Here is a 26636-nt window from a genome sequence, read left to right as displayed (position 1 = left end):
CAACGTAAGCTCGAAAAACTACAAAACATCAAAAAAGCATACCTCAATGAGATGTTTGTATAAAGGGGGAGCAATTATGAGCAATACACCAAAGAGTGCGGCGGAGAAAACTTTTCAAGAGAATTTTGTCAAGGAACTGCAGAAATATAAATGGGAAGCACCCGAGTTTTTAAACGGCAATAAGCAAAAAGTAACGGTTGCTGACTTGGTATCGCACTGGCGTAGTGAACTCAACCGTATCAATGCTGACCAGCTTGAAGGCGTGGAATTAACCGATAATGAGTTCAAACAAGTGATGGCAAAGGTCAATCAAATCAGCAATAGCTATGAAGCTGCAAAGATTTTGGCTATTGAAGGATCAAAAGGTAAGATCGACGGCATCTACCGTGATGACAATCCGAAAATCACGAGAAAACAAATCACGTTGACGATTTTTAAAAAAGCTGAAGTACGTGGTGGGGACTCGAGCTATCGGATTGCGAGAGAAATACAGACCCCCAACAACAACCGTTTTGATATTGTCCTGCTGATCAACGGCTTGCCCTTAATCAATATCGAACAAAAACGCACGGACAAAACGTTGGACGAGGCATTTGGCCAGTTTATGCGCTACTACCGTGACGGTGAATACAGTCATAACTTTATGGCTTTTTCGCAAATGATGGTCATCACTTCTGAAATTGACACTCGATATTTCGCTACGCCCAAAACAATTGGAGATTTTAACCCGAGTTTCGTCTTTCATTGGGCAGATAAAGATAACCATGTAATAAACGATTGGAAAAAAGTAATTGAACAATTTTTGATGATTCCAATGGCACATCAGATGGTTGGCGATTACTTAGTCATTGATGAAGCGAGAGATGAGGAAAACAGGCGACATATGTTAATGCGTCCCTATCAAGTCCACGCTCTACAGGCGGTTGAAGGAGCTGCATTTGGATGGGACAATGATGAAAAAATGCCTCATGGCGGTTTTGTTTGGCATACGACCGGTTCAGGAAAAACGATCACAAGTTTCAAGACTGCTTTGTTTTTATCGACAAGAGCAGGATTTGATAAAGTCGTCTTCCTTGTTGATAGACGTGAATTGGATAATCGTACCAGTGAAAACTTCAAAGCATATGCTGCCTATGAGCCGGTTTCTGTCGATGATACAAAACACACCTACCAGCTAAAAAAGAAACTGATGTCAGCAAAGAATGGCATTGTGGTCACGACAACATTCAAACTCAATGCTTTAGTGAAGGAATTAGAAGAAGCGCACGACAATCGTTTGGCAGAAAAGAAAATGGTCTTTATCATCGATGAAGCCCATCGTACGACAATGGGACAGATGATGGGAACGATAAAACGCTATTTCAAGAAAAATGGACTTTTCTTTGGTTTTACCGGCACCCCCTTATTTGATGAAAATAAGGTCAAAGGAAAGATCAATGAAAAAAGTGAAGTCATCAATACAACTGAAAAGTTATTTGGGCCAATGTTACATCAATATACGATTGACGAGGCGATTGCTGATAAAAACGTATTAGGTTTTCACGTTGACTATATCAACACCGGAGAATTCAAAAGTTATGATGATTTAAGAGACCAGATCGCTGAACAAATGAAGGAAGAACATCCTGAGTTGACGGACAGAGAAATCGAACGCCAAGTTCAAGAAATGTCAGAAGCGGACGTTGAAAAGCAAGCAAAAAAACGAGGGCTGCTTGTATACCAAGACGAAACGCATATTCCACGGGTAGTGGAAGAAATTCTGAATAATTGGGAATCACAATCACAAGCAAGAGAATTTAATGCAATTTTGACGGTTGCCTATAAAGATCGTGTCATTGCTTATTATCATGAATTTAAAAAACAACTAAAAGAACGTGGGGAAAAGCTAAATGTGGCGATGACGTTTAGTTTCGGTAGTGAGAATGATCCCACGCCATTAGATCCCCAAATTGTCAACGAGATGTTTAAGGACTACGCTGCATTTACTGGCATTGAGTTTGTAGCTGGTGATAAAAAACACGGTGAAGATGCTTATTTTGAGGATCTTGTAGAGCGCGCGACACGAGGCGGCAGTGGACGAAACCCGAAAAATATTGACCTCGTCATTGTGGCAGACCAACTGTTGACAGGCTATGACTCGAAACGTCTGAATACGCTTTATGTTGACCGTACCCTTGAACTTCAAGGTCTGATCCAAGCCTACTCACGCACCAATCGTGTCTTTGGTTCGAAAAAAGAATTTGGAACGATTATCAACTTCCAATACCCTCGAATGACTGAAGAAATGGTAAATCAAGCTTTGAAGCTATATGGAAGCGGTGGGAAGAGCAGTAAGGCCATTGTGGATACTTACCAAACGGCTGTAAAGAAATTGGAAATCAAAGTATCTGAAATGATCCCGACTTTACCTGATCCTACTGAATGGCAAAAAATAGAACAGGATGAGAAGAAAAAGGAAGCCTTTATCCTTGCTTTTAAAGATGCTGCTGAGCAGTTAAATTTGGTAGAACAGTACTATGAATTTAAGTGGAATGATGACGCTTTTGGAATAGACGAGCACACTTGGCTGCAGTATGTCGGTGCTTATAAAAACTTAACAAGGAAGCCCGGAACCCCACCTGCGCCATCAACCGTTCATCCGCTTGCTGGGAAAACGAAATTGGCAGGAACACAAGTCATTGATGCAAACCATATTATAAAATTAATAGGTTCAAAAGTTACTTCACCGTACGGCGTGCAAACGGTGGATCGTGAAACCCTTCGTATTATTTATGAACAAATTCAAGAGTTAAGTAACATGGGAGACCATGAGCAAGCACAACTATTAAAGGAATTTGTGGATACTGAGCTTGTACCTGGTAACTTATCGAGCAATTTGAACTTTGATGAGGCATTTGAAATTTGGAAAGCGGATAAGCTGCGCGATACGGTCATTCAATTTTCTTCGGAGTGGGGATTAGATAGTGAATTACTTATAAAAGCGGTGAATTCATATTCCACTTCTGAGCCTGATATTGTTCCTTTTATCAATGATCTCATTCGCAGTGTTGATTTCAACAAGGCAACCAATCAAACGGCTGGCAATTTGTTAAGACATAATATGATCCTCACGACTAAATTGCCACAATGGATTGCTGAGACGAAGCAAAAGTATAGTTAATGATGAACCATGTTTAAGATATAATGAAAAATTAGGTGAAATGGCTTATGATCAACAAAAATTCGTTAGCAGCGGTGATCGCAGCATATAAACAAAACTTCTCAACGCACTGGGAAAATGAAAAATATAAATGGGAAGCGGTCCAGCATTTTCAAGATCATTGGGATATCAATGCTTCTGACTTTGCTGAGATGTTCACGAAAGCAACAGACAAAACCAATAATCTGCTCACTTCCGTGAACAACTACCCAAGAAGAATGATTCAGTTGTACGCTGCGGCAGATGAAGAAGCGACAAGAGCCATGTTTATCAATCTGTATGATGAGTCCAAGCATTTTGCGGAACGAGTTGAAAAATTCCAGTCCGATGCCGAAGCAATGCGTGTAAAATATGATCAAGGCACATGGAGGCAGCATTTTCAAACGCTGAATTCCATCAGCACATACCTTTGGCTCCGTTATCCGGATAAATATTATATTTACAAGTACTCGGAATGTCGGGCTGTGGCAAAAGTGCTTGACAGCGATTTTATTCCAAAAAAAGGCGCTTCTTCTCGCAATCTCGTAGGGGAATTTCACCTTTACAATGAAATTTGCGAGCAATTGAAAAAGGATGAGGAATTGGTACAAATGCTGCAATCTGTGCTTACGGATCATTGCTACCCGGATAAAGCGCTGAAGACATTGACGATGGATCTTGGCTTTTATATCAGCCGTTTTTATACAAAAAAGTCTACTGAAGATCATGCCGAGTGGTTTCCAATGGACTATAGCCCAAATATTACAACGGAGGAATGGCTTGCACTGCTTGCAGATAAACGTGTTTTTAACACAAAAAGTCTAAAAATCATGAAGCGCATAAAAGACTGTGGCGGCATGGCCACTTGTAAGCAGCTTTCAGAAAAATATGGGAATAATCCGAACTATTATAATAGTGGATCTTCTGCTCTTGCAAAGCGTGTTGCCGAGACGACGGAATGTCCTTTGATGACATCTCATAACGATAATGCAAAATGGTGGCCGATTTTATATGTTGGAAAGCATGCAGACAAAGATATGGCAGGTAATTATATGTGGAAACTGCGTGATGAATTGAGCAAAGCACTGGATCAGTTTGACCTTTCTGAAATTCCTTTGTATGAAGAGGAGCCACAAGCTAAAATCAGCCAAGGTAAAGAGAAGCAGGGTTACTGGTGGCTCAATGCTAATCCTAAAATTTGGCGTTTCTCGGATATCGACATCGGCGAGACGCAGCGATATACACTGTATAATGAAAATGGCAACAAACGCCGCATTTTTCAAAACTTCTTGGATGCGAAGGCTGGCGACCTTATTATTGGATATGAATCTTACCCGGTGAAACAGGTGGTAGCACTTGCGAAAGTGCTGGAAGAAAGTGATGGAGAATATCTTTATTTTGAAAAAACAGAAGGGCTTGTCACACCGATCGATTATGCAACATTGAAAAATTGTCCTGAGCTGGAAAAAATGGAGTATTTCCAGAATCCACAGGGCAGTCTTTTCAAGCTGACGAAGGAAGAATATGACTTTATTGAAGACATTATTCGCGAGGAAAACCCGATTACGCCGAAAGAAAATATGGAAGCTTATTCCAAAGATCAATTTTTGGAAGAGGTATATATGACTGAAGAACGTTACGAAACGCTCATCTCTCTGCTGAAGCATAAAAAGAACCTCATTTTGCAGGGAGCTCCAGGGGTTGGCAAGACCTTTGCAGCAAAGCGGCTTGCTTATGCAATGATGGGGTTAAAAGACGATAGCCGCATTGCGTTTATTCAGTTTCACCAGAATTACTCCTATGAGGACTTCATGATGGGATATAAACCTAAAGAGGATGGGTTTGAATTACAATACGGCATTTTCTACCAGTTTTGCCAAAAGGCAGCGAACATACCGGACCAACCGTTCTTCTTTATAATTGATGAAATCAATCGCGGCAACATGAGTAAAATATTCGGTGAATTGCTCATGCTAATTGAAAAAGATTATCGCGGCACAAAGGCAACGCTTGCTTATAACGGCATGCCGTTCACTGTTCCAAAGAATCTGTACATGATCGGGATGATGAATACAGCTGACCGCAGCCTTGCAATGATCGATTATGCTTTGCGCCGCCGGTTCAGCTTCTTTGAAATTGAACCGGGATTTCATTCTGCCGGTTTTCAATCCTACCAGTCAGCATTGGATCATGACACGTTTAACATTTTAATTGAACGCATAAAGGAACTGAATCAGGAAATTGCTGCTGACAGTTCACTTGGGCCTGGTTTTCGTATTGGCCACAGTTATTTTTGTGGACAGGCTGAATGTACGGATGAATGGCTGAAGGAAGTGGTTGAATACGATATTCTTCCGATGCTGCATGAATACTGGTTTGATGAACCGGACAAATTGCAGCGCTGGGAAAACATACTGCGCGGTGTTTTCAATGATGAAAGATAAAGGCATTCTGATTAGAAACATCTATTATATGCTCTCTTACGCCTTTCGTGTGCTGAAACGATCAAACTACGATGAAATAGGGTCAGAAAAGTTTGAGCATATCCAAGATCTATTTGCTGCCATCCTTGCTAAAGGAATCGCCCGGCAACTAAAACAGGGCTTGTATAAGGAATATGTTTCATATTGTGATGACCTTTCCGTGTTACGCGGTAAACTGGACATTCATGGGACCATCCATCATAAACTGCAGCGGAAGCAAAAGCTCTCCTGCGAATATGATGAGCTGTCTGAAAATAATGTATTTAACCAAATCCTGAAAACCACCTCTGTCATACTCATGCAGCAGCCATCTGTAAACGTTAAACGGAGAACAGCCTTGAAAAAAGTGATGCTACATTTTGACAGTGTGGATATGATTGAGCCAACGCGCATTAAATGGAACATTCTGCGGTTTCAGAAAAACAATCAAAGCTATAAAATGCTCCTGAACATCTGCTATTTTGTTTTAGATGGCTTACTGCTCTCCACAGACAAAGGTAAGTTCAAAATGGCCAATTTCTTGGATGAGCAGCACATGTCGCGCCTGTTTGAGAAATTTGTGCTGGAATATTACCGCTATCATTATCCGAGTTTGCGGGCAGCCGCTCCACAGATAGCATGGAACATTGATGCGGGGACGACTGATTTCCTTCCGACTATGCAGACAGACATCGTACTAAAATCATACAGCAAAGTACTGATCATCGATACAAAGTACTATGCGCATACCATGCAAGTTCAGAGCAGGTATGGCAGCAGGACATTTCATTCCAACAACCTGTATCAGATTTTTACCTATGTAAAGAATCAGGATGTCGGCAACACCGGCAATGTAGCGGGTATGCTGTTGTATGCCCGAACCGAAGAAACCATTGTGCCAGACGCCGACTTTATGATGAGTGGAAATAAAATGAGTGTGAAAACACTGGATTTAAATACTGCCTTTGGGAACATTGCTGAACAGCTGGACAACATTGCAACATCATACTTTGGAGAGATTGAAAAGAAGGAGGCCTAGGGATATAGAGGTACAACAATAAAGAGGTTTGTAAATGGGGCGTGCATTGCTATTGATTGAGATAGGTTTGTTTATAATACATGCCTAAAAATCGAATGAAGGTGTACAGACATCATAAAAAGGTACATTGCACCTCTAATATCAACAGCTACCTTGCCTCTTGAGCAGTGAACCTACCTTTTCGGGTTATTTACCGAGGTCATCCAAAAAATGAAGAGGTATTCCATGCATTGATGCGCCCCATTTGCATTTCACGATAATGCGCCATTTCCTCAAGGATCCCGATTTTCCACCAGTGATACATTTATGACCGCCATAAATGTCCCTCTGGCATATTCATTGCCGAGGTATTCGGAAGTTAAATTTCTTTAGTATTACCTGCAATTCTATCTTTGTAATTCTTTAGTATTTTTGTATTTATATCGTTGATTTCCGAAAAATGCCACTCAAAGGTTGTTAAAATTCTATGAAACTCTAGTAAATATTGTTCTACCTTGTTCCCATCGTTAGGATTAACTTTTTTAAAATCGCTTATTACTTTCTCTAATTCTTTGATTAAGGCTTGAAAATCTTTCAGGTTATCGTACTGTTCGTTAAAGTCCTCTTTGGTTAAAACATTTACATTTGAATGAATATTTTCTAATACACGTAGTAATTCTGCTAATTTCTCCACCATTTATGATCTCCACCTTTTAACAATTCGTCCAAATGCTTTTTTAGCATTAAAGTTCCATCCGAATTTAAAAACATATTTTACTTTGCCATTTTTTTCTATGACTTCTAAATGGTCTTTATGCAATGCAGCGAAATTTTAAATACTGCCGCACCTACTCCTGTAACGGTAGTATAGTGAGTGAAAAGGAAAGACGGTTTTGGTTCAGCACCTTTTCTCAGCTGCTCGTTGTAGTCGGCTAAAAAGCAATGCCAAAACAAAAGGGTACAGTGCTAAACTCGTTGTACTGTTACGCTTTGCTGTGCATCTCGCCTGCAAAAAAAGGAAGATAGGCGCAAATCAATTTCATACTATTTACCATGAACTGTTGTCTTCCATAGAGGAGCTGCCGGATATTTTTGCACGCACAGTTGACTGGTGCAAGGCCACGAAATTCGGGAACGGGATGAAAAACGTGTTTGTACTCGGATGTGGGATGAATTACGGAACGGCTTTAGAAGGACAGTTAAAGTTAATGGAAACGATGTGCATGCCGGCTGCTTTTAATGATATTGAGGAGTTTCCTCACGGAATGCACAGGGCAATCAATCAAAACAGCAGTGTCATCCTATTAAACTGTGAAAATTCCAACGCTCCTTTTATCGAAAAAACATTCCGCTATTTACGGACAAAAACAGATAAAGTCATGATGATTAATGCCCAGCGAAAAAAAATAAAAGATCCAATGGTAATCAATATACAGCATCACCCATATACCCAATCTGTTTTAGGGATTACTATGGTTATTCAAATTCTTTCGGTATTTATTCCGGAAATCAACGGGTTGGATCCAAACAGAAATGCAAATAATGACTATACGAAATATATGAGCACAAGGGTGAGCGTTTAAAACCAAAAACAAGGAAGGGGCATTTATCCTAAATATGCCCCTTTTCCCGCAACACAATTAAGCGTGCTGTATTTCCTCCTGTCATTCCCCAGCACAAAAAGCGGGAAGATGTACCGGTAGCTGTGGTAGTGGATGTAAAGTGCCTTGTCCGGACGGGTATGCAGTGGTCCAGTCCTGTTTCTCAAGATTGGAGAGCAGCCAGATTGAGTCGTGTTATTTCTGCACCTTTAAATAAAACCAGCAGGACTGTGGGCGCCCTGCTGGTTTCTGTTAGTTTTTATTAACCGAAGCATCATAGATCGATTTTACTGCTTTTTCCAAAGCTGCGTTAAATTCTTCATCTGTCTGGTTGGCGTTGAGTTCCCCGGTTAAAGCACGCGAAAAGCTTGCGATGATGCCATCGTTTTCTTTCAGCTTTTGATTGGCTTCATCGCGGGAATAGCCGCCGGAAAGGGCAACAACGCGGACAACGCGCGGGTGCTCAACCAATTCCTTGTAGACGTTTGGCACTGTCGGAATGGTGAGCTTCAGCATCACATTATCATTTTCCGACAATTGGTTCAGATGGTTGAGCAGTTCTGTCTTCAACAATTCTTCGCATTTTTCTTTGTCTGCACTATGGATATCTACTTCCGGTTCAATAATCGGAACGAGGCCTGCCGCGAGGATTTGCTTTGCCAATTCAAACTGTTGGTCAACCACAGCTTTAATGCCTTCCGGGTTGGCTTCCTTAATGACAGAGCGCATTTTTGTTCCGAAAATATGGTGTTCATTTGCACGCCGAAGTGTGGCATCAAGATCCGGGATCGGCTTCATCAGTTGAACACCGTTTTCAAGATTTGCAAGCCCTTTGTCCACTTTTAAAAATGGGACAACGCCTTTTTTCTCAGCCAGGTATTCCGCAGTGTACAAGCCTTCAATCTGGCGGTCCATCGTTTGTTCGAATAAAATGGCGCCGAGGATGTATTTGCCGTCAAAAGCTGGCGAAGTGATGATTCTTGTCCGCATTTGGTGGATAAGATCAAACATTTCGTCTTCGTTTGAATAGGCATCTTCCGGCACGCCGTAGTTTGCCAATGCTTTCGGTGTGCTGCCGCCGCTTTGGTCGAGCGCCGCAATAAAACCTTTTCCGTTCTTGACTTTGTCGAACTGCGTTTGGTTCATCATGATCTCTCCTTATAAGGTTTTTTGAAGGGCTTCTTTTTCTTCATATCCCGATGAATGAAAAAGAAACCTCTATGCATAAGCATAACACTACTGATTGGGAGAAAAAAATAATATATTCATTCTAATTCGGATTCCTTTGCGTGCCCCTAAAAAAGAAGCCGGGCGGTTATCCCGGCACCCGGTTTTGCTCGCTGAATCTCATCCAGAAAACGAGCACAAGGCTTGCGAGGGCCACTTCCGAAAGGGACATGAAGCCGATCGCATAGCTTTTGGTCAGCCCGTAAACGAATGTTAAAAGGAGCGGGGGGAAGAAACCGCCGAGCCCCCCGGCAGCTGCGACGATGCCATTTACCGTCCCCGCCTGGTTTGAGAAATAAAGCGGAACGAGCTTGAAAACCGCGCCGTTTCCGATACCGGCACAGAAAGCGACGGCAAGGCAGCCGATCGTAAACAGCGTAATCCCGAGGCTGAAGGAAAGCAGGATGCCGGAAAGGGTCAGTCCTATAAAAGTAAACGCCAGCACCGTATACGGATTAAATTTATCGGACAGAAATCCGCCGAGTGGCCGCAGCAATGTTGCCAGCAAAATAAATCCTGCTGTCCGCATGCCGGCATCCACTTTGGCGAGGGAAAAATTCGACACCAAAAAGTTTGGCAGGTAGACCGTAAAGGCGACGAACGAACCGAATGTAATAAAGTAAAAAATACTGAGGAACCAGAGCCGCCTGTCACGGTACACTTTTTTAAATTCTTCCGCAAACGAAACTTTGACTTTTGGCTCATGCCGGTCTCCAAAGAAGAAATTCAGCAAAGCAAAGACGATCAAAAGAATGCAGAAAAGCTTGACAGTGGTTCGCCATCCCGCCATATTGGCAATGACCGGCGCGGCGAAGGTGGTGACAGCGGTGCCGAGATTCCCCATACCGTAAATCCCGTTGATCGTCCCGTGCCGCTCTTTCGGGTAATATTTCGGAAGGGAAGTGACACCGATCGAAAAAGTGGCGCCTGCAACCCCGATTAGAAATCCGCTGACCACAAGGCCCCAGAAAGACTGGGCAATGCTCAGGTAAAACACCGGAATCAAAAGGAACAGGAAACTGAATGTAAACAGCACCCTTGCTCCGAGCCTGTTTGCATAAAACCCGACCGGAATTCGGAACAGCGATCCGAGAATAACCGGAATAGAGGTCACCCATGAAGTCTCGCCCGGTGTCAGCGGGATGTCCCCTTTTATATAGGTAAGAAGAGAAGAGAGGATGACCCAAATCATAAAAGCTGCCACTAAACTAATTGTCTGCAATGGGAGTTGAATCTTTTTCATATGCTTATCCTTTCATCTCATTTTTCCGGTATGCGCTTGTAACCGGCGCGGGACCGGTATTGCTGCGGTGCGCGTACCGGATAGCGCGCCGGAAAGCTGAACAGGTGGACAAGGCGTGTAAACGGGATCGAAGCGAACAAGAGAAACGCCGCAATAACATGCACTTTAAAAAGCGTTGGCACATCGTTCATCAGTTCATGTTTCGGCCGGAAGACAAATAAGCTCCGGAACCATGGGCCGATGGTTGTCCTGTATTCATATGCCGTGACCGTCGTATTGTACACAATGGTCATATAGGCGCCAAGCCCGCCGACTACAAGCAGGGCAATGATGGAAAAAAATTCGGCGAATGTGGCGTGGATTCGCACCCGTTCAAATTTGATTCTCCGGATCAGTAAAATGACAAGCCCTGCGACGACCATCAGCCCGGCAATGCCGCCGCCGATAATGGCACCCGTGTGGTAAAGCTCATCGCGTACGCCAATGGCTTCATAAAATCGCTTCGGGATAAGGACACCCATGAGATGCCCGATAAAGGCAAAGACAATGCCCCAATGAAAAAGGGGAGAGCCGATGCTGAGCCATTTTTTCTCGAAAATTTCAGTGGAGGGTGCCGCCCAGCTGATCTGTCGGAACGCATACCGGTACAACAGCCCGAAAATCATGATGGTGCCCATTACATAGGGGAAGATGACCCATAAAAAGATAGAAGCCATGTATGTACCTCCTTTAATACATGATCGGGTAAGGCAGATTTTCAAGATCGGCCTTTTCCCTCTGTTGTTCCAATGCTTCAATCTCTTCTTTGCTCGGTTGTTCAAAAATCTGTTCCATCAGCACGGAGAAAACCGGCATATATAAGCTTTCCTCTGATAAATGGCCGGCAATCCGCTGGACGGCATAGGCGAGCCTTTTGCACAGGCGTTCCGTTTCGCGTGACGGCTCCGATACGGCCAGAAATTCAAATAGCATTGGTATATAATCGGCCAATTCCCCGTCGTTGCGTTCAAAACCGGCCTCGTTGATCATTTTCTGCAGTTTAATGAAAGCGGCGCCGCGTTTCGGGCTGTCACCAAATTCATGGTACGTTAAGTACAGTCCGTTTTTCTCTTGAAGGTCGAATGTGGACACATACAAAGACTGTATTTCGGAAAGTGGGAGGCAAAACAGGGCGGCAGCAGCTTTTTCAAGCGCCGCGCCTGTTTCTTTCGCCGCCGCGATGACCGCCTCTTTTTCCTCGTAAAGCGTCTCTGTCGGATAGGTAAGCATCCGCGAAGCAATGGCCAACATCAGTTTTTCACGATCATTCATTGCTTGCTCCCCTTTCAAACGGATACGTAACCATGCCTTCCGGTGGGGCGAGTTCTTCAATGCTGCAGGAGCCTTGCTTGTAATACAGGTCACCGTTCATTTCGCGGCGGCCGGTCGGGATGACGAACCGTTCCCTGTATTTGGCAACTGCAAGCAGGCGTGCCATATCTTCCACTTCTTCTGCAGTCATGCCGGCTTCTTCAAGCAGTTTGCTTTTGTTCAGCTCATCCACGCCGCCGACCGTTTTGGCGCGCATATGGACGCGCATCGCCGCCATTTTCAGCAGCACTTTCCGGATTACTGCCGTATCGCCTGCCGCTAACAGCGAAGCAAGGTATTCCATCGGGATCCGCATCTGGTCAATGGCCGGGATGTAGCCGTCCGTGGACAACTCGTCTTCATTTTCAAGATGGTTCATAATCGGGCTGAGCGGCGGCACGTACCATACCATTGGCAGCGTCCGGTATTCCGGGTGGAGCGGAAGCGCAATTTTCCATTTCATCGCCATTTTATAGACCGGGGAATCCTGCGCGGCTTTCACCCATGCGTCGGTTATGCCGGCTTTATGGGCTTCCTCTATTACTTCCGGGTCAAACGGGTCGAGGAAGACGGACAGCTGGGATTCGTACAATGCTTTCGGATCCGGGGCCGATGCGGCTTCCTTCACTTTATCCGCATCGTAAAGCAATACGCCGATGTAGCGGATCCGGCCGACGCATGTTTCCGAGCAGATCGTCGGCAGGCCGGCTTCGGTGCGCGGATAGCAGAAATTGCATTTTTCCGCTTTATGCGTGTTCCAGTTGTAATACACTTTATGGTACGGGCAGCCGTTCATGCAAAAACGCCAGCCGCGGCATGCTTCATGGTCGACAAGGACGATCCCGTCTTCATCGCGTTTGTAGAGCGCGCCGGTCGGGCAGGAAGCGACGCACGAAGGATTAAGGCAATGCTCGCAAATGCGCGGCAAGTACATCATGAACGTTTTTTCATACTCGCCGGTAATATGGTTTTGCAAGTTTTCCATATTCGGGTCAAGCGCCGTCGTCTCGCTCCCGCCGGCAAGGTCATCGTCCCAGTTTGAACTCCACCGGGGCTTGTCAATCGGTTTTCCGGTGATCATCGAGCGCGGTCTCGCAACAGGAATATGGTCGCTTTTCGGACTGTGGATCAGATGGTCATAATCATATGTCCATGGTTCGTAAAAATCATCTATTTTAGCCATGTTCGGGTTGTAAAAAATTTGCGCCAGTTTCGTAACGGGGCCGCCTGCGCGCAGCTTCAGTTTCCCGTCTTTGTACACCCAGCCGCCTTTAAAACGGTCCGTGTTTTCCCATTGTTTCGGGTAACCGGCACCGGGCCGGGTTTCGACATTGTTAAACCAGATGTATTCCATCCCCGGCCGGTTTGTCCACATGTTTTTGCAAGTGACGGAACAGGTGTGACAGCCGATGCATTTATCAAGGTGCATCACCATTGCGACTTGTGCTTTTACTCTCAAAGCCAGTTAACCTCCTTTAGCGGCCGGATGATGGCGATGGTATCCCGCTGGCTTCCGGTCGGGCCGTAGTAATTAAAACCGTAGCTGAGCTGGGAATAACCGCCAATCATATGGGTCGGTTTCAGCGAAATGCGTGTGACGCTGTTATGGGTACCGCCGCGCTTTTGGCTGACGGCCGTGCCCGGAACGCCCAATACCCGGTCCTGGGCGTGGTACATATATGCCATCCCCTGCGGAATCCGGTAAGTGAGGACGACCCGCGCGGCAATCGCGCCGTTCCGGTTGTACACTTCAATCCAGTCATTGTCTTTAATGCCGATGGACTGCCCGTCTTTCTCATTCATCCAGACCGTCTGGAATCCCCTGAACAAATGGTTCATCTGGGTCGTATCCGTAAACATCGTATGGATGCCCCATTTTTGGTGCGGCGTCAAGTAGCGGAGCGTAATCGATTTGCCGTTTTCAGGCGCTGCAGTTTCGCCTTTTAAATACGGCCCGTGCCGAAGCGGCGGCAAATACAGCGGCAGCCCTTCGCCGAAATCGAGCATGACTTCATGATCCAGGTAAAAGCTTTGCCTTCCTGTCAGTGTCCGCCACGGGATGTTGTATTCCTTGTTCATTGTAAACGGGGCATAACGGCGGTTATCATTTTCAAGCCCGCTCCAGACCGGCGCGGAAATCGTATGGCGCGGCTGGGCGGTAATATCCAGCAGGGTGAAGTCTTCGTCTTCGCGGCCTTTGGCAATGTGTTCCAGTTTTTGTCCTGTTTTCTTTTCAAGTGCTTTCCATTCTTCAACCGCTCGTTTTCCGTTGGTGGCGCCGGACATAAAGAGAATTGCTTCAATTGCCTGCTTATCGGACGATAAATCCGGGAGCCCTTTTCCAACCCCTTCCCGCCGCGATTTTCCAAGGCGGGAAAGCAAATCTTTATAAACGCCTTCACCGGGTATCTGAATGCCTTTGCTGCCGTATCCGTTTTGAATGTTCGGGCCGAGGGTGGTCATTTTTTGAAAAACGTTCGGGTAGTCGCGCTCGACAATGACGAAGTTCGGCATCGTTTTTCCCGGCACCGCCTCCGCTTCGCCTTTGCGCCAGTCTTTCACTTCTCCGAACGGCTGGCCGATTTCATTCGGTGTGTCTTTGCCGAGCGGCATCATAACAAGGTCTTCGCACGCCGGCAAATGCTCTTTTGCGAGTTCCGAAAATGTTCTTCCGATCTCTTTAAACGCTTCCCAGTCGCTTTTCGATTCCCACGGCGGGGAGATCGCCGCGTTAAACGGGTGGACGAACGGGTGCATGTCGGTGCTTGAGAGGTCAAATTTCTCATACCATGTGGCAGCCGGCAAAACAATATCCGAAAACAGGCCGGAACTGGTCATCCGAAAATCCATGCTGACAAACAAGTCGGCTTTTCCGCGCGGCGGCTCACCTTCTGTTTTGATCGTTTCCGGCTGCCACGAGTTGGCCGTATCGGTCATTACGGCATCGTCACCGCCAATAAAATGTTTGACGAAATATTCATGGCCTTTTCCACTGTCGCCCAAAAGATTCGAGCGCCAGTTGAAAAATACCCTTGGAAAATTGCGCGGATCATCCGGATTTTCAATTGCCCATTCGAGTTTTTCCTGCTTTAACTGCTCCACGACATATTGGATGACTTCCTGGTCGTCTTTTGCGCCGTTTTCGCGGGCTTCTTTGACAAGGTCAAGCGAATTTTTTGTAAACTGCGGGAAAGAAGGGAGCCAGCCAAGCCTTGCTGCAAGGGCATTGACGTCTGCCGGATGCATGTTTTTAAAACGGCCGCCCCAGCCTTCCTGGTTGTCGTTGATGCGCGCTTCATACCGGTACTGGTCGGTTACAAAGTAGAAAAAGGATGTACCGTTTTGGAAGCGTTGCGGTTTTGTCCAGTCATTGGCAAAGGCGATTTGCTGCCAGCCTTCGAGCGGGCGCACTTTTTCCTGCCCGACATAATGGGCCCAGCCGCCGCCGTTTACGCCTTGTGATCCCGTCAGCATGACAAGGTTTAAAATGCAGCGGTAAATTTGGTCGCTATGGTACCAGTGATTGGTCCCGCCGCCCATGGCAATCATTGATTTTCCGTTTGTGCGGGCGGCATTGTCGGCAAACTCGCGCGCGACCTGGATGACGTGCGCTTTTTTCACGCCGGTAATGCTTTCCTGCCAGGCCGGGGTGTACGGTGCGTTTGCGTCATTGTAATCCGCCGCGAAATCGCCGGGCAGGCCGCGATCCACGCCGAGGTGCGAGCAGAAAAGATCAAATACAGTGGTAAACTTCACCGTCTGCCCGTCTTTTGTCTTTAACCGTTTGACCGGGACCGCCCGCTTGATCGTGCCGCCTTCCTTATCGGCAAAGTAAGGGAAAGTGACAGCCACGGTTTCATCATAGTCATCCATAAAACTTAATTTCGGATCGATCGCACTGCCGTCGTCTTTTGTCAGCTCGAGATTCCACTTGCTGCTGCCGTCCCAGCGGAAGCCCTGGCTGCCGTTTGGGACTTGGGGGCTGTTTGCCGCCTTGTCCCAGACAAGCGTTTTCCATTCGCCAAGTTTTTCGCCGTCCGTGAGATCCGTTGCCCGCAGAAAACGGCCGGACCGGGCCTCCCCGTTTTTTTCGTCAATTTCAACGAGAAAAGGCAGATCCGTATATTTTTTTGCATAATCGGAAAAATATGGCGTTTCGCGGTCAATGTAAAATTCTTTTAAAATGACATGCGTCATTGCAAGGGCAAGCGCCCCGTCCGTGCCGGCGCGTGCAGGCAACCAAATATCCGCAAATTTGTCGTATTCGGCATAATCCGGGCTGATACCGACAATCTTTGTCCCGTTATAGCGGGATTCCACCATAAAATGGGCATCCGGCGTCCGCGTTTGCGGCAGGTTTGTGCCCCAGATGATAAAGTATTTGGCATTATACCAGTCCGCGCTTTCCGGAACGTCCGTCTGTTCTCCCCAGATTTGCGGGGAAGCGGGCGGGAGGTCGGCGTACCAGTCGTAAAAGCTCAGGATCGTGCCGCCGATCAACGATAAAAACCGGGTGCCGGCCGCATAGCTGACCATCGACATCGCCGGGATCGGGCTGAAGCCGGCGATCCGGTCGGGGCCGTACGTTTTGATCGTGTAAATCGAGGCGGCGCCGATGATTTCGCATGCCGTTTTCCAATCGGCGCGCACAAAACCGCCTTTTCCTCTGGCTGTGACATACCGGGCGCGTTTTGTTTCGTCTCCGGCAATGTTCGCCCACGCCGTGACAGGGTCATGGCCTTTTTCCTTTTCCGCCTGCCAAAGTTCGATTAAGTCCTGGCGAATATAAGGAAACTTTACGCGGACCGGGCTGTACGTATACCAGGAAAAACTCGCTCCCCGTGGGCATCCGCGCGGTTCGTATTCCGGAAAATCGCTGCCGGTTGTCGGATAGTCGGTGTGCTGCGTCTCGGCTGTGATGATCCCGTCTTTCACGTAGATCCGCCAGCTGCAGGAGCCGGTGCAGTTGATCCCGTGCGTGGAGCGGACAATGTTGTCGTAGCCGTAACGCCTGCGGTAATATTTTTCTGCATCGCGCGAGCGCGGGCTTTCTTCCGTCCAGCCGTCGTTGATCCGTTTTCCGCGTTTTAAATGCCTCAGCCGCTGAAGCAGCTTGTTGTCTTTATACATGGCCGTCATTTCCTTTCCCGAATGGATTGAAGCGTTCGCCCGTTAACCGGATGCTGCCGGATTCGGCCCGGAGTTCTTCTTCCACGACTTCGAAGTCCTGGGCATTGGCGCTGGCCAGAATGAGCCGCTGCAGTGTATTCGGATCGTTTAATTGATAAATGGTTTCAATGAATGCCGGGGGGATATCACCGAAACGCATGCGCATGATGGCGATCAAATCCTCGCGGTCCTGGATTAAATCTGCGTCTTCAAACTGGAACATGTTTTCACCTTCCCTTATCAGCTTTTCATCATTTTGTAGTAATCTGCAATCAGCACTTCTTTGCATGATTCCGCCGCTTGATTGAAAAATTCCGCCACTAGCGGCGCGTTTTCAATATCGGAGAAGGAGAAGCATTTTCTTGTTTCATGTTGAAAACGATCGCCGTAGCGTAACACCACTTCAATCCCGTTTTCCTTTTCGACGCCCGCCGGATCTGCGTCATACAGATGAATATGATGCAGTTCAAATGTCTGCATGAACGTATGGTAAAGTGGCGGGGAGACGGAAAACAGCGGTTTTTCCTGCTGTTCTTTCATGACTTCACCTCTTTAATGATGGGGGAGTACGCTTTCTTCTTCGTGATTATGTATTTCATCGATACATATCAATGCATAAAATTGACGGACGGTTTGCCGGCCCAGCTTTTCCTGCTGCAAATCCTTTTTCACTGCCTGTGCCAGTTTCCGCATCAGATCATGGTCGCGGGCAAGGGCGGTGAGCTTATCTTTCATGTTTTCATTTTCGGCAAGCAGTTCCGGGTACAGGCCTTCCTCCTCTGCCTGGGCGTGCGCGAGCGTCCTTGTTTCCCAATGTTCAAGCAAAATCAAAGCGGTTTTCAGCGCCTCCGCGTGCATCTTTTTCCCGAGCAGCTGCGCAAGCAAATCCGTTAAATCGCGGGCTTCATTTAAAGCCGCTTCATGGATGGACGAATGGCTGTCGGCGCGCCTTAAAGATGGTCCTGACATGTTTTCGCTCCTTTATGTTGGATGTGGAATCGTTTCCCATATTCTAATGTTAAGATTGTCCCAATGACCTCGATAATAAACAAAAAAATGGAGAATAGGGAGGATTTTTGCAGGTTTAAAGAAAAACGAAAGTGATCACTCACTTTTTAATTGACAGTCAACTTTCATCATGGCAATATAATAAGTGAGTCATTACTCACTTTTCTAAAAAGAGGGAGGCCCAGGGATGGAAGCTGCGGTTGTGATGGAACATATAAGCAAGCAGTTCGGGAAAAAGCCTGTGTTAAACGATATCCGTTTGAAAATCGGGAAGGGCCGGATTTACGGTTTGATCGGGCCGTCGGGGGCAGGGAAAACCACTTTGGTCAAAATGATGGTCGGGATGGAAAAAACGGATGCCGGCACGGTCCATGTGCTGGGAGAAAAAATGCCGGATCTTGAAGTTTTACAGCATATCGGCTATATGGCGCAGTCAGATGCATTGTATATGCAGCTGACCGGGAAGGAAAACCTGAAATTTTTCGCATCGCTTTATAAAATGGGAAAAGCGGAACGGCATGAGCGGATTGCCTACGCGGCGGGCCTTGTCCATTTGCAGGATGACCTTAATAAAAAAGTGTCTGCCTATTCCGGCGGGATGAAACGGCGGCTGTCGCTTGCGATTGCGCTTATCCAGGATCCGGAATTGCTCATTCTGGACGAACCGACTGTCGGCATTGACCCGGAATTAAGGGCGAGTATCTGGGATGAACTGCTCCGCCTCAAAAATGAAGAAGGCAAAACGATGATCGTCACGACGCATGTGATGGACGAAGCGGAAAAATGCGATACGGTCGCCATGATCCGGGAAGGAAAAATTTTGGCGCACGGCTCACCGGGCGAGTTGAAAGCAATGTATGAAGCAGCCGACTTGAATGAAGTGTTTTTGAAAGCGGGGAGGGCCGTGCAATGAGGACAGCCGCACTCATCAAAAGAATTCTGTTGGAAATGCTGAGGGACAAACGCACATTGGCGCTGTTGTTTCTCGCGCCGCTATTGATTTTGACGCTCATGTACTTTTTCTTTAACGGCAGCTCAACCAGCCCGAAACTCGGGATCAGCCATGTGGACGCAAGCCTTGTAAAAGTGTTGGATAAAGCGGATATGAAAATCAAACACTATGAAACGGTAAAAGATCCGGAGCAAACCGTACTGGATGGAAATCTTGACGGGCTGCTTGTGAAAAAAGGCGGAGCGTACGTCCTCACTTTGCAAAACAATGATCCGTCTACTGCCAAATCGCTGCAGATGAAAGTAAAGCAGGCAATCGCGGCGGAATCCGGGCAGCAGCTGGCCAAACAAATCGAAGCACAGGCAAAGACGCTCCAAGGTGTGCAGAAAATTATTGCCTTGCAAAATGAGGCGCAGCATATATTGATGAAACAGGTTCCCACGCAGTCACCGGCCTTTGGGAAAGTGCAGCAGCTGGAAGAACAGGCGGAAAAAACGAAACAAGAGTTGCAGGCGCCGGTCAAAGTGGCCTTTTCTAAACCGGATGTATCGGCAAAATATGTATACGGCAGCAGCCATACAGTATTTTTTGATGTGCTGAGCCCAATTTTGGTTGGTTTCTTCGTTTTCTTTTTCGTATTTTTAATCTCCGGCATCGGACTTTTAAAAGAACGGACATCTGGCACGCTCGACCGCCTGATGGCAACACCGGTCAAGCGGGGCGAAATTGTGGCTGCTTATTTGGTGGGTTTCGGCATTTTTGCCGTTATCCAGACCGTGATTGTCGTGTTTTACGCTGTGAATGTGCTGGATATGGTGCTTGCCGGTTCACTCTGGAATGTCCTGCTCGTTAATTTGATGCTCGCGCTTGTGGCACTGTCTCTCGGGATTTTATTATCGTCTTTTGCGGCTTCAGAGTTTCAAATGGTACAGTTTATTCCGCTTGTGGTGGTGCCGCAGATCTTTTTCTCCGGCATTATTCCGTTAAAAGGGATGGCCGTCTGGTTGCAGGCACTTGCAAAAGTAATGCCGATTTATTACGGTGCTGATGCCTTGAAACGGGTCATGTATGAAGGAACGGGCCTTGGGGATGTATGGAAAGACTTAATGGCCCTTATGATTTTTGCCGTCATTTTTATTCTGCTCAATATTGTCGCGTTGCGGCGTTACCGTGCGCTGTGAGGGGGGAGAAAATTTGCCGAAATATAATCTTCTGGAAGCAATGAAGGAGCAAAAAAGGACGGACGCGAAGCTCACGGATAAAAAGCAAAAAATCATGGAGGCGGCCATTGCATTGTTTGCAGAGAAAGGGTATGGCAATACGCCGACAAGCGAAATTGCAAAAGCGGCCGGCGTTGCAGAAGGGACGATTTTCCGGCACTTCGGCACGAAAGACCATTTGCTTGTTTCGCTGATCGTTCCGTTTTTAAAAGATTCGATTCCTTTGATGGCGGAAGAGCTTTTTGAAAAACTGCTGTCAAACCATGGCCTCGGTTTTGAGGACTTTTTGCGGAACCTGCTCCGGGACCGGCTTCTCTTTTTAAAACAGAACAGGGAGATTTTCCAAATCATCGTAAAAGAGTTTTTTTATAATGAAGAAATCCGCCATGAACTGATGCCGTATTTTGCGGAAAATATCGGTTCCCGGCTGGTGCAGGTGATCCGCGCTTTCCAGGAACGCGGGGAACTGGCAGACCGGCCCGCGGAAGCGATGGCAAGGCATATCTTTTTTTCAATCGGCGGCACATTTATTTTGAAGTTTGTCTTCGGGCTGAACGGATCCCGGGATGAAGAGGCTGAGATTGAATCCGCCGTCCGGTTTATCATGGACGGGGTGCGGAACAGATAGGCGCATCTGCGGCAAAATAAAAGAACCCGAAATTCCGGGTTCTTTTCTGCTATTCGGGGCTTGTCAAACGAATCCGGCTTTGCGTTGCTTCATGACGATTTCAAGGGCAAAGTTTTTCCGGCATTTTTTATAAAAACATGTCCAGGCCGGAGCTCCCAAGCCTGGGACTTTAGAGCCCGGTTTATTTATTGGGTTCTGCGATTGCATGGAAATCGTGGGCATCAAGTGGCACGATTTTTGTTTTTCTTGCGATTTTGTACCCGAACCACAAGACGAGAAAGAACGGGATGCCGAGATAGGCCGCAATGACATTTCCCCAGTTGATATGCGGTGCGAGAAATGCCTGGTAGTCCTGGGCGAGTGTCACAATCAGGCAAACGGCAATGGCAAAAACCGGGCCGAACGGATACCATTTCGCTCTGTAAGGAAGTTCATCGAGCGCGTGCCCTTGCGCGAGAAAAGCTTTGCGGAACCGGTAATGGCTAACGCAGATGCCGAGCCAGAAAATAAAGCCGGTGATGCCGATCGAATTCATCAGCCAGATATATACAACACCGTCCCCGAAAATGGAAGTGAAAAACGCAAGCATACCGACAACTGCGGTTAAAATCATGGCCGGCACCGGGACGCCGCGCCTGTCAAGCTTTGAAAAAATACGCGGGGCCTGTCCTTCCTTTGCCATCGCGTAAAGCATGCGCGTGGATGCGTACAGGCTGGAATTGCCGGCTGACAGAACAGCGGCCAGGATCACGGCATTCATCATCGAAGCTGCAAATGAAAGGCCGGCTTTTTTAAAGACAAGCGTGAACGGGCTGACGAGAACATTTTCGCTTTCCAGGCTGCTGTTTGTATACGGGACAAGGAGCCCGATGACAAGGATGGCAAGCACATAGAATAATAGAATTCTCCAGAAAACATTTTTAATCGCTTTCGGCACATTTTTCGCCGGATTTTCGCTTTCCCCGGCGGCAACCCCGACAATTTCCGTCCCCTGAAACGAAAAACCGGCCGCAATAAAGACGAGAAAAGTGCCGAGAAACCCGCCCGGAAACGGTGCATTCCCTGTTGTGAAATTTTTTACGCCGGTTGCTTCCCCGCCAAGAAGGCCAAAAACCATCAATAAGCCGACAACGATAAAAAGAATAATCGCCGCCACTTTGATGAAAGAAAACCAGTATTCCCCTTCGCCATAACCTCTGACGGTCAAATAATTGAGCAGGAAAATGAGCACAAAAAAGGACATGCTCCATAATAACGACGGGCTGTGCGGAAACCAGAACTTCATGATCATAATCGAAGCGGTCAGTTCGGCAGCAATCGTCATCGCCCAGTTGAACCAGTAAGTCCAGCCAATTGCAAATCCGAAAGCGGGATCGACGAATTTTGTCCCGTATGTGCTGAACGCGCCGCTTGTCGGCATGTAGGCGGACATTTCCCCAAGGCTTGTCATGACAAAATACACCATTGCCCCGACCAGTGCGTATGCGACAAGTGCCCCGCCCGGCCCCGCCGAATGGATCGCCGCGCCGCTCCCGAGAAACAGGCCGGTTCCGATGGCGCCCCCGATCGAAATCATCGTTAAATGGCGTGCTTTCAGTTCTTTTCGGAGTGTCCTGCCCTGCTGCTTTGGAAGATGGATGTCCTGCTGCTTTTCCAATTCCATTTTTCTTTTCCCCCTTCATCCGTTTCATGAGAACGATTGCAAAAATGTATATATTCTCATATCAGGACTTTTTGCAATTTTCATGCCAAAGGCGGAGGAGCTGTTTTTCGTGAAGCAAACGCGATGCATGCAAAATTTTTTTGCACATGCGAGAACCATGATTTGGCGCCGGCATGATTATGTTGCGGGCCGCGAGTGCATTTCCCTTCAGGATGCAAAATCCATTTGCATGCGGCTAAAATAATGTCAAAAAGAGGGTCACACACAGACATGGCGAACATGAGACCCCGGCGGCCCGATTTCTGCCGGGATGCTAATAAAAATGCCATTGTGTTTGTAAATCAGGGGGTATTTTGTACACCTTAAAGTTGAGCACAGTTGAAGACGCCATCACAGACTCTCTTTTACGCAAAAATAAAGGGGATATATGTTCAGCCACCCAGTATTCTGATTCAACCCAATGACAACGTTTCCCTGTGCGCCCAAAGTATAAATAGTTTGTTGTATAATAAAAGCAAAGTAAAAAGAAAACGGTGATGAAAGTGAAAAGCAACTTTTCATTTTTTAAAGGGAAATGGGATGTGCTTGCAAATTTAGGTGAAACGGCTGAGAAAAATGTTTATCCGGATCCGCATACAACGATTATGAAGCTTAGGTTGTTTGCCGAGACGTTGACCAAGTTCGTACTGGCAGCCGAAAATATCAAGGAAGCATACGGAACATCCCAAGTGGATCGTATCCATACGCTGCGCAGAGAAGGTTTGATTGAGCCGGAGCTGATGGATATTTTTGAAACGCTGCGTCGCAAGGGCAACCAGGCCATGCACGAAGCGCTGAAATTTACAACGGAGGAAGCAAAAGCACTGCTGCGGCTCGCTTTTCGCCTGTCCATTTGGTTTATGGAAGTATACGGAGAATGGGATTTTCAAGCGCCGGAATACATAGAGCCGAAAGAGCAGAAGAAAGTCGATACGGCACAGCTCCAGCAGGAATACGAAGAGAAGCTGAAAAAGCTTGAAGATGAGTTAGAATCTATTAGAGCAAAAGCTTCTGAAGAAAATGCGGAAGAGAAAACAGAACGGAAAAAGAGATCCGCAACCTTTATGCGCCGCCATGAACTGACGGAAGCGGAAACACGTGCCATTATTGATGAAAAGTTGCGTGCAGCCGGCTGGGAAGCAGATACAACGTTGTTGAATCATTATACACATGGCACAGTGCCTGAAAAGAACCGGAATATGGCCATTGCGGAATGGAAAGTTGGCAGAGGCAGAGCGGACTATGCTTTATTTATCGGTTTGAAATTGGTAGGGCTCATTGAAGCGAAGGCGAAGAAAAAGACGATTCCGAGCGCGCTGGAAAGCCAGACAAAAGTTTATGCAAGACAAGTGCGCAAAATGGAAAATGAAGAGATTTTACAAACGCGAAATGAATATAATGTGCCTTTCCTATACGCAACCAACGGCAGGCCTTTTTTAAGGCAGCTTCAAGAGGAATCGGGCATTTGGTTTTGGGATTCCCGTAAGCCGCTTGAACACGCCCGTCCGCTTGAAGGCTGGCACTCTCCCGATGATTTGCTCATGTTACTGAGCCAGGATGATGACGATGCCAATCAGCGGCTTGAAGAAGAAAGCATCTCGAAATTCGGATTGCGCCCTTATCAGGAAAAAGCAGTGCTGGCAGCCGAAGAAGCACTGAAAGCCGGACAAAGAAGGATGCTCATCGCAATGGCAACAGGGACCGGGAAAACCCGTACCGCAATTGCGCTCATGTACCGGCTCATTAAATCGAAAAAATGCAGGCGCATTCTTTTTCTTGTCGACCGCAACTCACTCGGGAAACAAACGGAAGATGCCCTGAAGGATACCAAGATTGAAGGTTACTCATTCTCTGATATTTATGATGTGAAGTCGATCGGGGACATTTCACCGGAAGTGGCAACAAAAGTGCACATCGCAACGGTGCAAGGGATGGTGCGCCGGCTTTTCTACAGCAATGAAGAAAAAATTCCGAGCGTCGGGCAGTACGATTTTATTATTGTAGATGAAGCGCACCGCGGCTATACAAGCGACAGGGAAATGTCCGAAGATGAACTGTTGTTCAGGGATCAAAACGATTATGTCAGCCAGTACAGGCGCGTTCTTGACTATTTTGATGCGGCCTGTTTAGGGTTGACCGCGACACCGGCGCTTCATACGACGCAAATTTTCGGCATGCCGATCTTTAAATATTCGTACAGTGAAGCGGTACTGGACGGCTATCTGGTTGACCATGAGCCGCCTTATGTATTCAAAACGGAACTTTCACAAGCGGGGATCACTTTTGAGAAGGATGAAGAAGTCGAAGTGTACGATGCGGAAAACGGCGAAATTCAATTAGAAAAAATGGAAGATACCCTTCATTTTGAAGTTGAACAGTTTAACAAAAAAGTGATCACGGAATCTTTTAACAGGGCGGTGCTGAATAAACTGGCGGATTATATTGATCCGTCCGGCAAAGAAAAAACATTGATTTTTGCCGCTACCGACCAGCATGCAGACCTGGTCGTCCGTTTATTGAAAGAGGCATATGCCGAACGCGGCGATGAGATAGAAGATGACGCCATTATGAAAATTACGGGGTATATTTATAAGCCGCTCGATGCCATTAAACGTTTTAAAAACGAAAGGCTGCCGAATGTTGTTGTGACGGTTGATCTGCTCACGACCGGTGTGGATGTGCCGGCCATTACGAATCTCGTCTTTCTGCGCCGCGTTCAATCCCGTATTCTGTATGATCAAATGCTCGGCCGCGCCACCCGCCTTTGCCCTGAGATCGGGAAAAGCCATTTTAATATTTATGATGCTGTTGGGATTTACGATAAACTTCAGCCTTATACAGAAATGAAGCCAGTCGTGAAACAGCAACATGACAGCATTGGCGAGCTGTACGAGTCGCTTGTGAACGCGCAAACGGAAGAAGAAGCCAAATTTTACCGCGATCAGTTGGGCGCAAAAATCCAGCGGCGCAAACAAAGGCTCAGTGAAGAAGCAAAACAGAAATTTGAAGAGCTGTCCAATGGCAAAAATATTGAAGACTGGGCGAAAGAAATTCAATATTACACGCCGCAGGAAGCAAAGCAAAACAGCCTCTTGTTTGAGTACATGGAAAATTACCGGACAGGTGGAGATAAACGCTATATTTCCAATCAGGCAGACCGGGTAACAGCAGTCATCCGGGGCTATGGTGAAGGGAATGAACGACCTGAAGATTACCTGGATGGATTTGTAAAATTTATTAAAGAAAATATCAATGAAATTCCCGCACTCCACCTCGTTTGCACGCGCCCGAAAGATTTAACAAGGCAGGACTTGCGTGAATTAATTACGATACTGGAGACAAAAGGGTTTAAACAATCCCACTTGCAAACGGCCTGGAAACAAACGAAAAATGAAGATATTGCGGCCGATATCATCAGTTTCATTCGCCAGGCTGCATTAGGCGAATCGCTTATTGACCACGAAACCCGGATCAGGCGGGCGATGCAAAAGGTGTACGCCCTGCATGACTGGACGCCACGGCAGAAAAAATGGCTGGAGCGGATTGAAAAGCAGTTGCTGCAAGTTCCCGTGCTGGCGCCAAACCCGGAAGAGGCGTTTGGGGAAGAACCGTTCCGCAGCCAAGGCGGGTATAAGATTTTGAAACGCGAATTTGGTGATGAAATTGATAGGATTGTGGATACGATTAATGACAATCTGTATGTGATATAAATACACCCAGTTCATCCAGCCGGATTTTGGCGGTTGGATGAACTGGGTTTTATTGTTTTGGTTATCGTCAAAAATTTAGCGCATACGTAGACTTTTTCAGGTTAATGCATATATAATTGTACATAGAATTAATTACATGCACTTATTTATATGTAATGGATGTGGTTG

General features: G+C 46.7%; 19 protein-coding genes. 8 read left to right on the top strand and 11 right to left on the bottom strand.

The genetic code is table 11. The features are described 5' to 3' along the window. The first annotated feature begins 76 nt into the window (after positions 1-76). The 3 genes from NSS95_RS13840 to mcrC all read left to right on the top strand — a co-directional run bounded on the left by NSS95_RS13840 (position 77) and on the right by mcrC (position 6679). Positions 77-3160, top strand: a complete 3084-nt coding sequence (locus NSS95_RS13840) for a type I restriction endonuclease subunit R, EcoR124 family (RefSeq protein ID WP_340713988.1) — start codon at positions 77-79, stop codon at positions 3158-3160. Between the two features lie 629 nt (positions 3161-3789). Continuing rightward, positions 3790-5622 (top strand): AAA family ATPase, encoded by a 1833-nt coding sequence (locus NSS95_RS13835; protein WP_340714056.1) that lies wholly within the window; start codon positions 3790-3792, stop codon positions 5620-5622. After that, a complete protein-coding gene (gene mcrC / locus NSS95_RS13830; RefSeq protein ID WP_340713987.1) occupies positions 5612-6679 on the top strand; it encodes a 5-methylcytosine-specific restriction endonuclease system specificity protein McrC in 1068 nt (355 codons plus the stop codon). Before NSS95_RS13835 ends, mcrC begins: the two co-directional genes overlap by 11 nt. Before the next feature lie 358 nt (positions 6680-7037). Here the strand turns inward: mcrC and NSS95_RS13825 are convergent, their stop codons facing one another. Then, the gene (locus tag NSS95_RS13825; protein ID WP_035183509.1) at positions 7038-7355 is read right to left on the bottom strand and encodes a hypothetical protein; all 318 of its coding nucleotides are present in this window, start codon (positions 7353-7355) and stop codon (positions 7038-7040) included. 451 nt (positions 7356-7806) lie between these two features. On the opposite strand from NSS95_RS13825, the gene NSS95_RS13820 reads away from it, so the two are divergent. Further along, the gene (locus NSS95_RS13820; protein ID WP_340713986.1) at positions 7807-8241 is read left to right on the top strand and encodes an SIS domain-containing protein; all 435 of its coding nucleotides are present in this window, start codon (positions 7807-7809) and stop codon (positions 8239-8241) included. A 270-nt stretch (positions 8242-8511) separates the two neighbouring features. Here NSS95_RS13820 and NSS95_RS13815 read toward each other — a convergent pair whose 3' ends face one another. The 9 genes from NSS95_RS13815 to NSS95_RS13775 all read right to left on the bottom strand — a co-directional run bounded on the left by NSS95_RS13815 (position 8512) and on the right by NSS95_RS13775 (position 18217). Beyond that, positions 8512-9405 (bottom strand): fructose bisphosphate aldolase, encoded by an 894-nt coding sequence (locus tag NSS95_RS13815; RefSeq protein WP_035183511.1) that lies wholly within the window; start codon positions 9403-9405, stop codon positions 8512-8514. Positions 9406-9574: 169 nt separating this feature from the next. After that, complete coding sequence (locus NSS95_RS13810) at positions 9575-10729, bottom strand: nitrate/nitrite transporter (RefSeq protein ID WP_035183513.1); 1155 nt, start codon at positions 10727-10729, stop codon at positions 9575-9577. 17 nt (positions 10730-10746) lie between these two features. Further along, complete coding sequence (narI, locus tag NSS95_RS13805) at positions 10747-11445, bottom strand: respiratory nitrate reductase subunit gamma (RefSeq protein WP_014097119.1); 699 nt, start codon at positions 11443-11445, stop codon at positions 10747-10749. A 13-nt stretch (positions 11446-11458) separates the two neighbouring features. Continuing rightward, on the bottom strand, positions 11459-12040 hold the full coding sequence (gene narJ / locus NSS95_RS13800; RefSeq protein WP_035183518.1) for a nitrate reductase molybdenum cofactor assembly chaperone: 582 nt from the start codon (positions 12038-12040) through the stop codon (positions 11459-11461). Beyond that, entirely contained in the window at positions 12033-13538 is a 1506-nt protein-coding gene (gene narH / locus NSS95_RS13795) for a nitrate reductase subunit beta (protein ID WP_026684106.1), read from the bottom strand. Before narH ends, narJ begins: the two co-directional genes overlap by 8 nt. After that, complete coding sequence (locus NSS95_RS13790) at positions 13535-17209, bottom strand: nitrate reductase subunit alpha (RefSeq protein WP_340713985.1); 3675 nt, start codon at positions 17207-17209, stop codon at positions 13535-13537. Before NSS95_RS13790 ends, narH begins: the two co-directional genes overlap by 4 nt. Then, entirely contained in the window at positions 17202-17471 is a 270-nt protein-coding gene (locus NSS95_RS13785) for a hypothetical protein (protein WP_104851612.1), read from the bottom strand. The genes NSS95_RS13790 and NSS95_RS13785 overlap by 8 nt, the downstream gene beginning before the upstream one ends. A 17-nt stretch (positions 17472-17488) precedes the next feature. Beyond that, positions 17489-17788 (bottom strand): hypothetical protein, encoded by a 300-nt coding sequence (locus tag NSS95_RS13780; RefSeq protein ID WP_340713984.1) that lies wholly within the window; start codon positions 17786-17788, stop codon positions 17489-17491. Between the two features lie 12 nt (positions 17789-17800). Then, on the bottom strand, positions 17801-18217 hold the full coding sequence (locus tag NSS95_RS13775; RefSeq protein WP_014097125.1) for a hemerythrin domain-containing protein: 417 nt from the start codon (positions 18215-18217) through the stop codon (positions 17801-17803). A 226-nt stretch (positions 18218-18443) separates the two neighbouring features. Here NSS95_RS13775 and NSS95_RS13770 point away from each other — a divergent pair, with 226 nt between their 5' ends. The 3 genes from NSS95_RS13770 to NSS95_RS13760 are packed head-to-tail and all read left to right on the top strand — an operon-like array spanning position 18444 to position 21056. After that, entirely contained in the window at positions 18444-19169 is a 726-nt protein-coding gene (locus tag NSS95_RS13770) for an ABC transporter ATP-binding protein (RefSeq protein WP_035183531.1), read from the top strand. Beyond that, the gene (locus tag NSS95_RS13765) at positions 19166-20389 is read left to right on the top strand and encodes an ABC transporter permease (protein ID WP_340713983.1); all 1224 of its coding nucleotides are present in this window, start codon (positions 19166-19168) and stop codon (positions 20387-20389) included. Before NSS95_RS13770 ends, NSS95_RS13765 begins: the two co-directional genes overlap by 4 nt. Before the next feature lie 13 nt (positions 20390-20402). Further along, positions 20403-21056 carry a TetR/AcrR family transcriptional regulator gene (locus NSS95_RS13760; protein ID WP_328229985.1) on the top strand — a complete coding sequence of 218 codons (654 nt, stop codon included), beginning with the start codon at positions 20403-20405 and terminating at the stop codon, positions 21054-21056. A 181-nt stretch (positions 21057-21237) separates the two neighbouring features. Here NSS95_RS13760 and NSS95_RS13755 read toward each other — a convergent pair whose 3' ends face one another. Next, positions 21238-22719, bottom strand: a complete 1482-nt coding sequence (locus NSS95_RS13755; RefSeq protein ID WP_340713982.1) for an amino acid permease — start codon at positions 22717-22719, stop codon at positions 21238-21240. Positions 22720-23255: 536 nt separating this feature from the next. On the opposite strand from NSS95_RS13755, the gene hsdR reads away from it, so the two are divergent. Further along, positions 23256-26468 carry a type I restriction-modification system endonuclease gene (gene hsdR, locus NSS95_RS13750; RefSeq protein ID WP_340713981.1) on the top strand — a complete coding sequence of 1071 codons (3213 nt, stop codon included), beginning with the start codon at positions 23256-23258 and terminating at the stop codon, positions 26466-26468. Positions 26469-26636: the final 168 nt, after the last annotated feature.

This window comes from Weizmannia sp. FSL K6-3076, assembly GCF_038007245.1.
GTDB lineage: Bacteria > Bacillota > Bacilli > Bacillales > Bacillaceae_C > Weizmannia > Weizmannia faecalis.
This window is presented reverse-complemented; position numbering and strand designations above follow the sequence as displayed.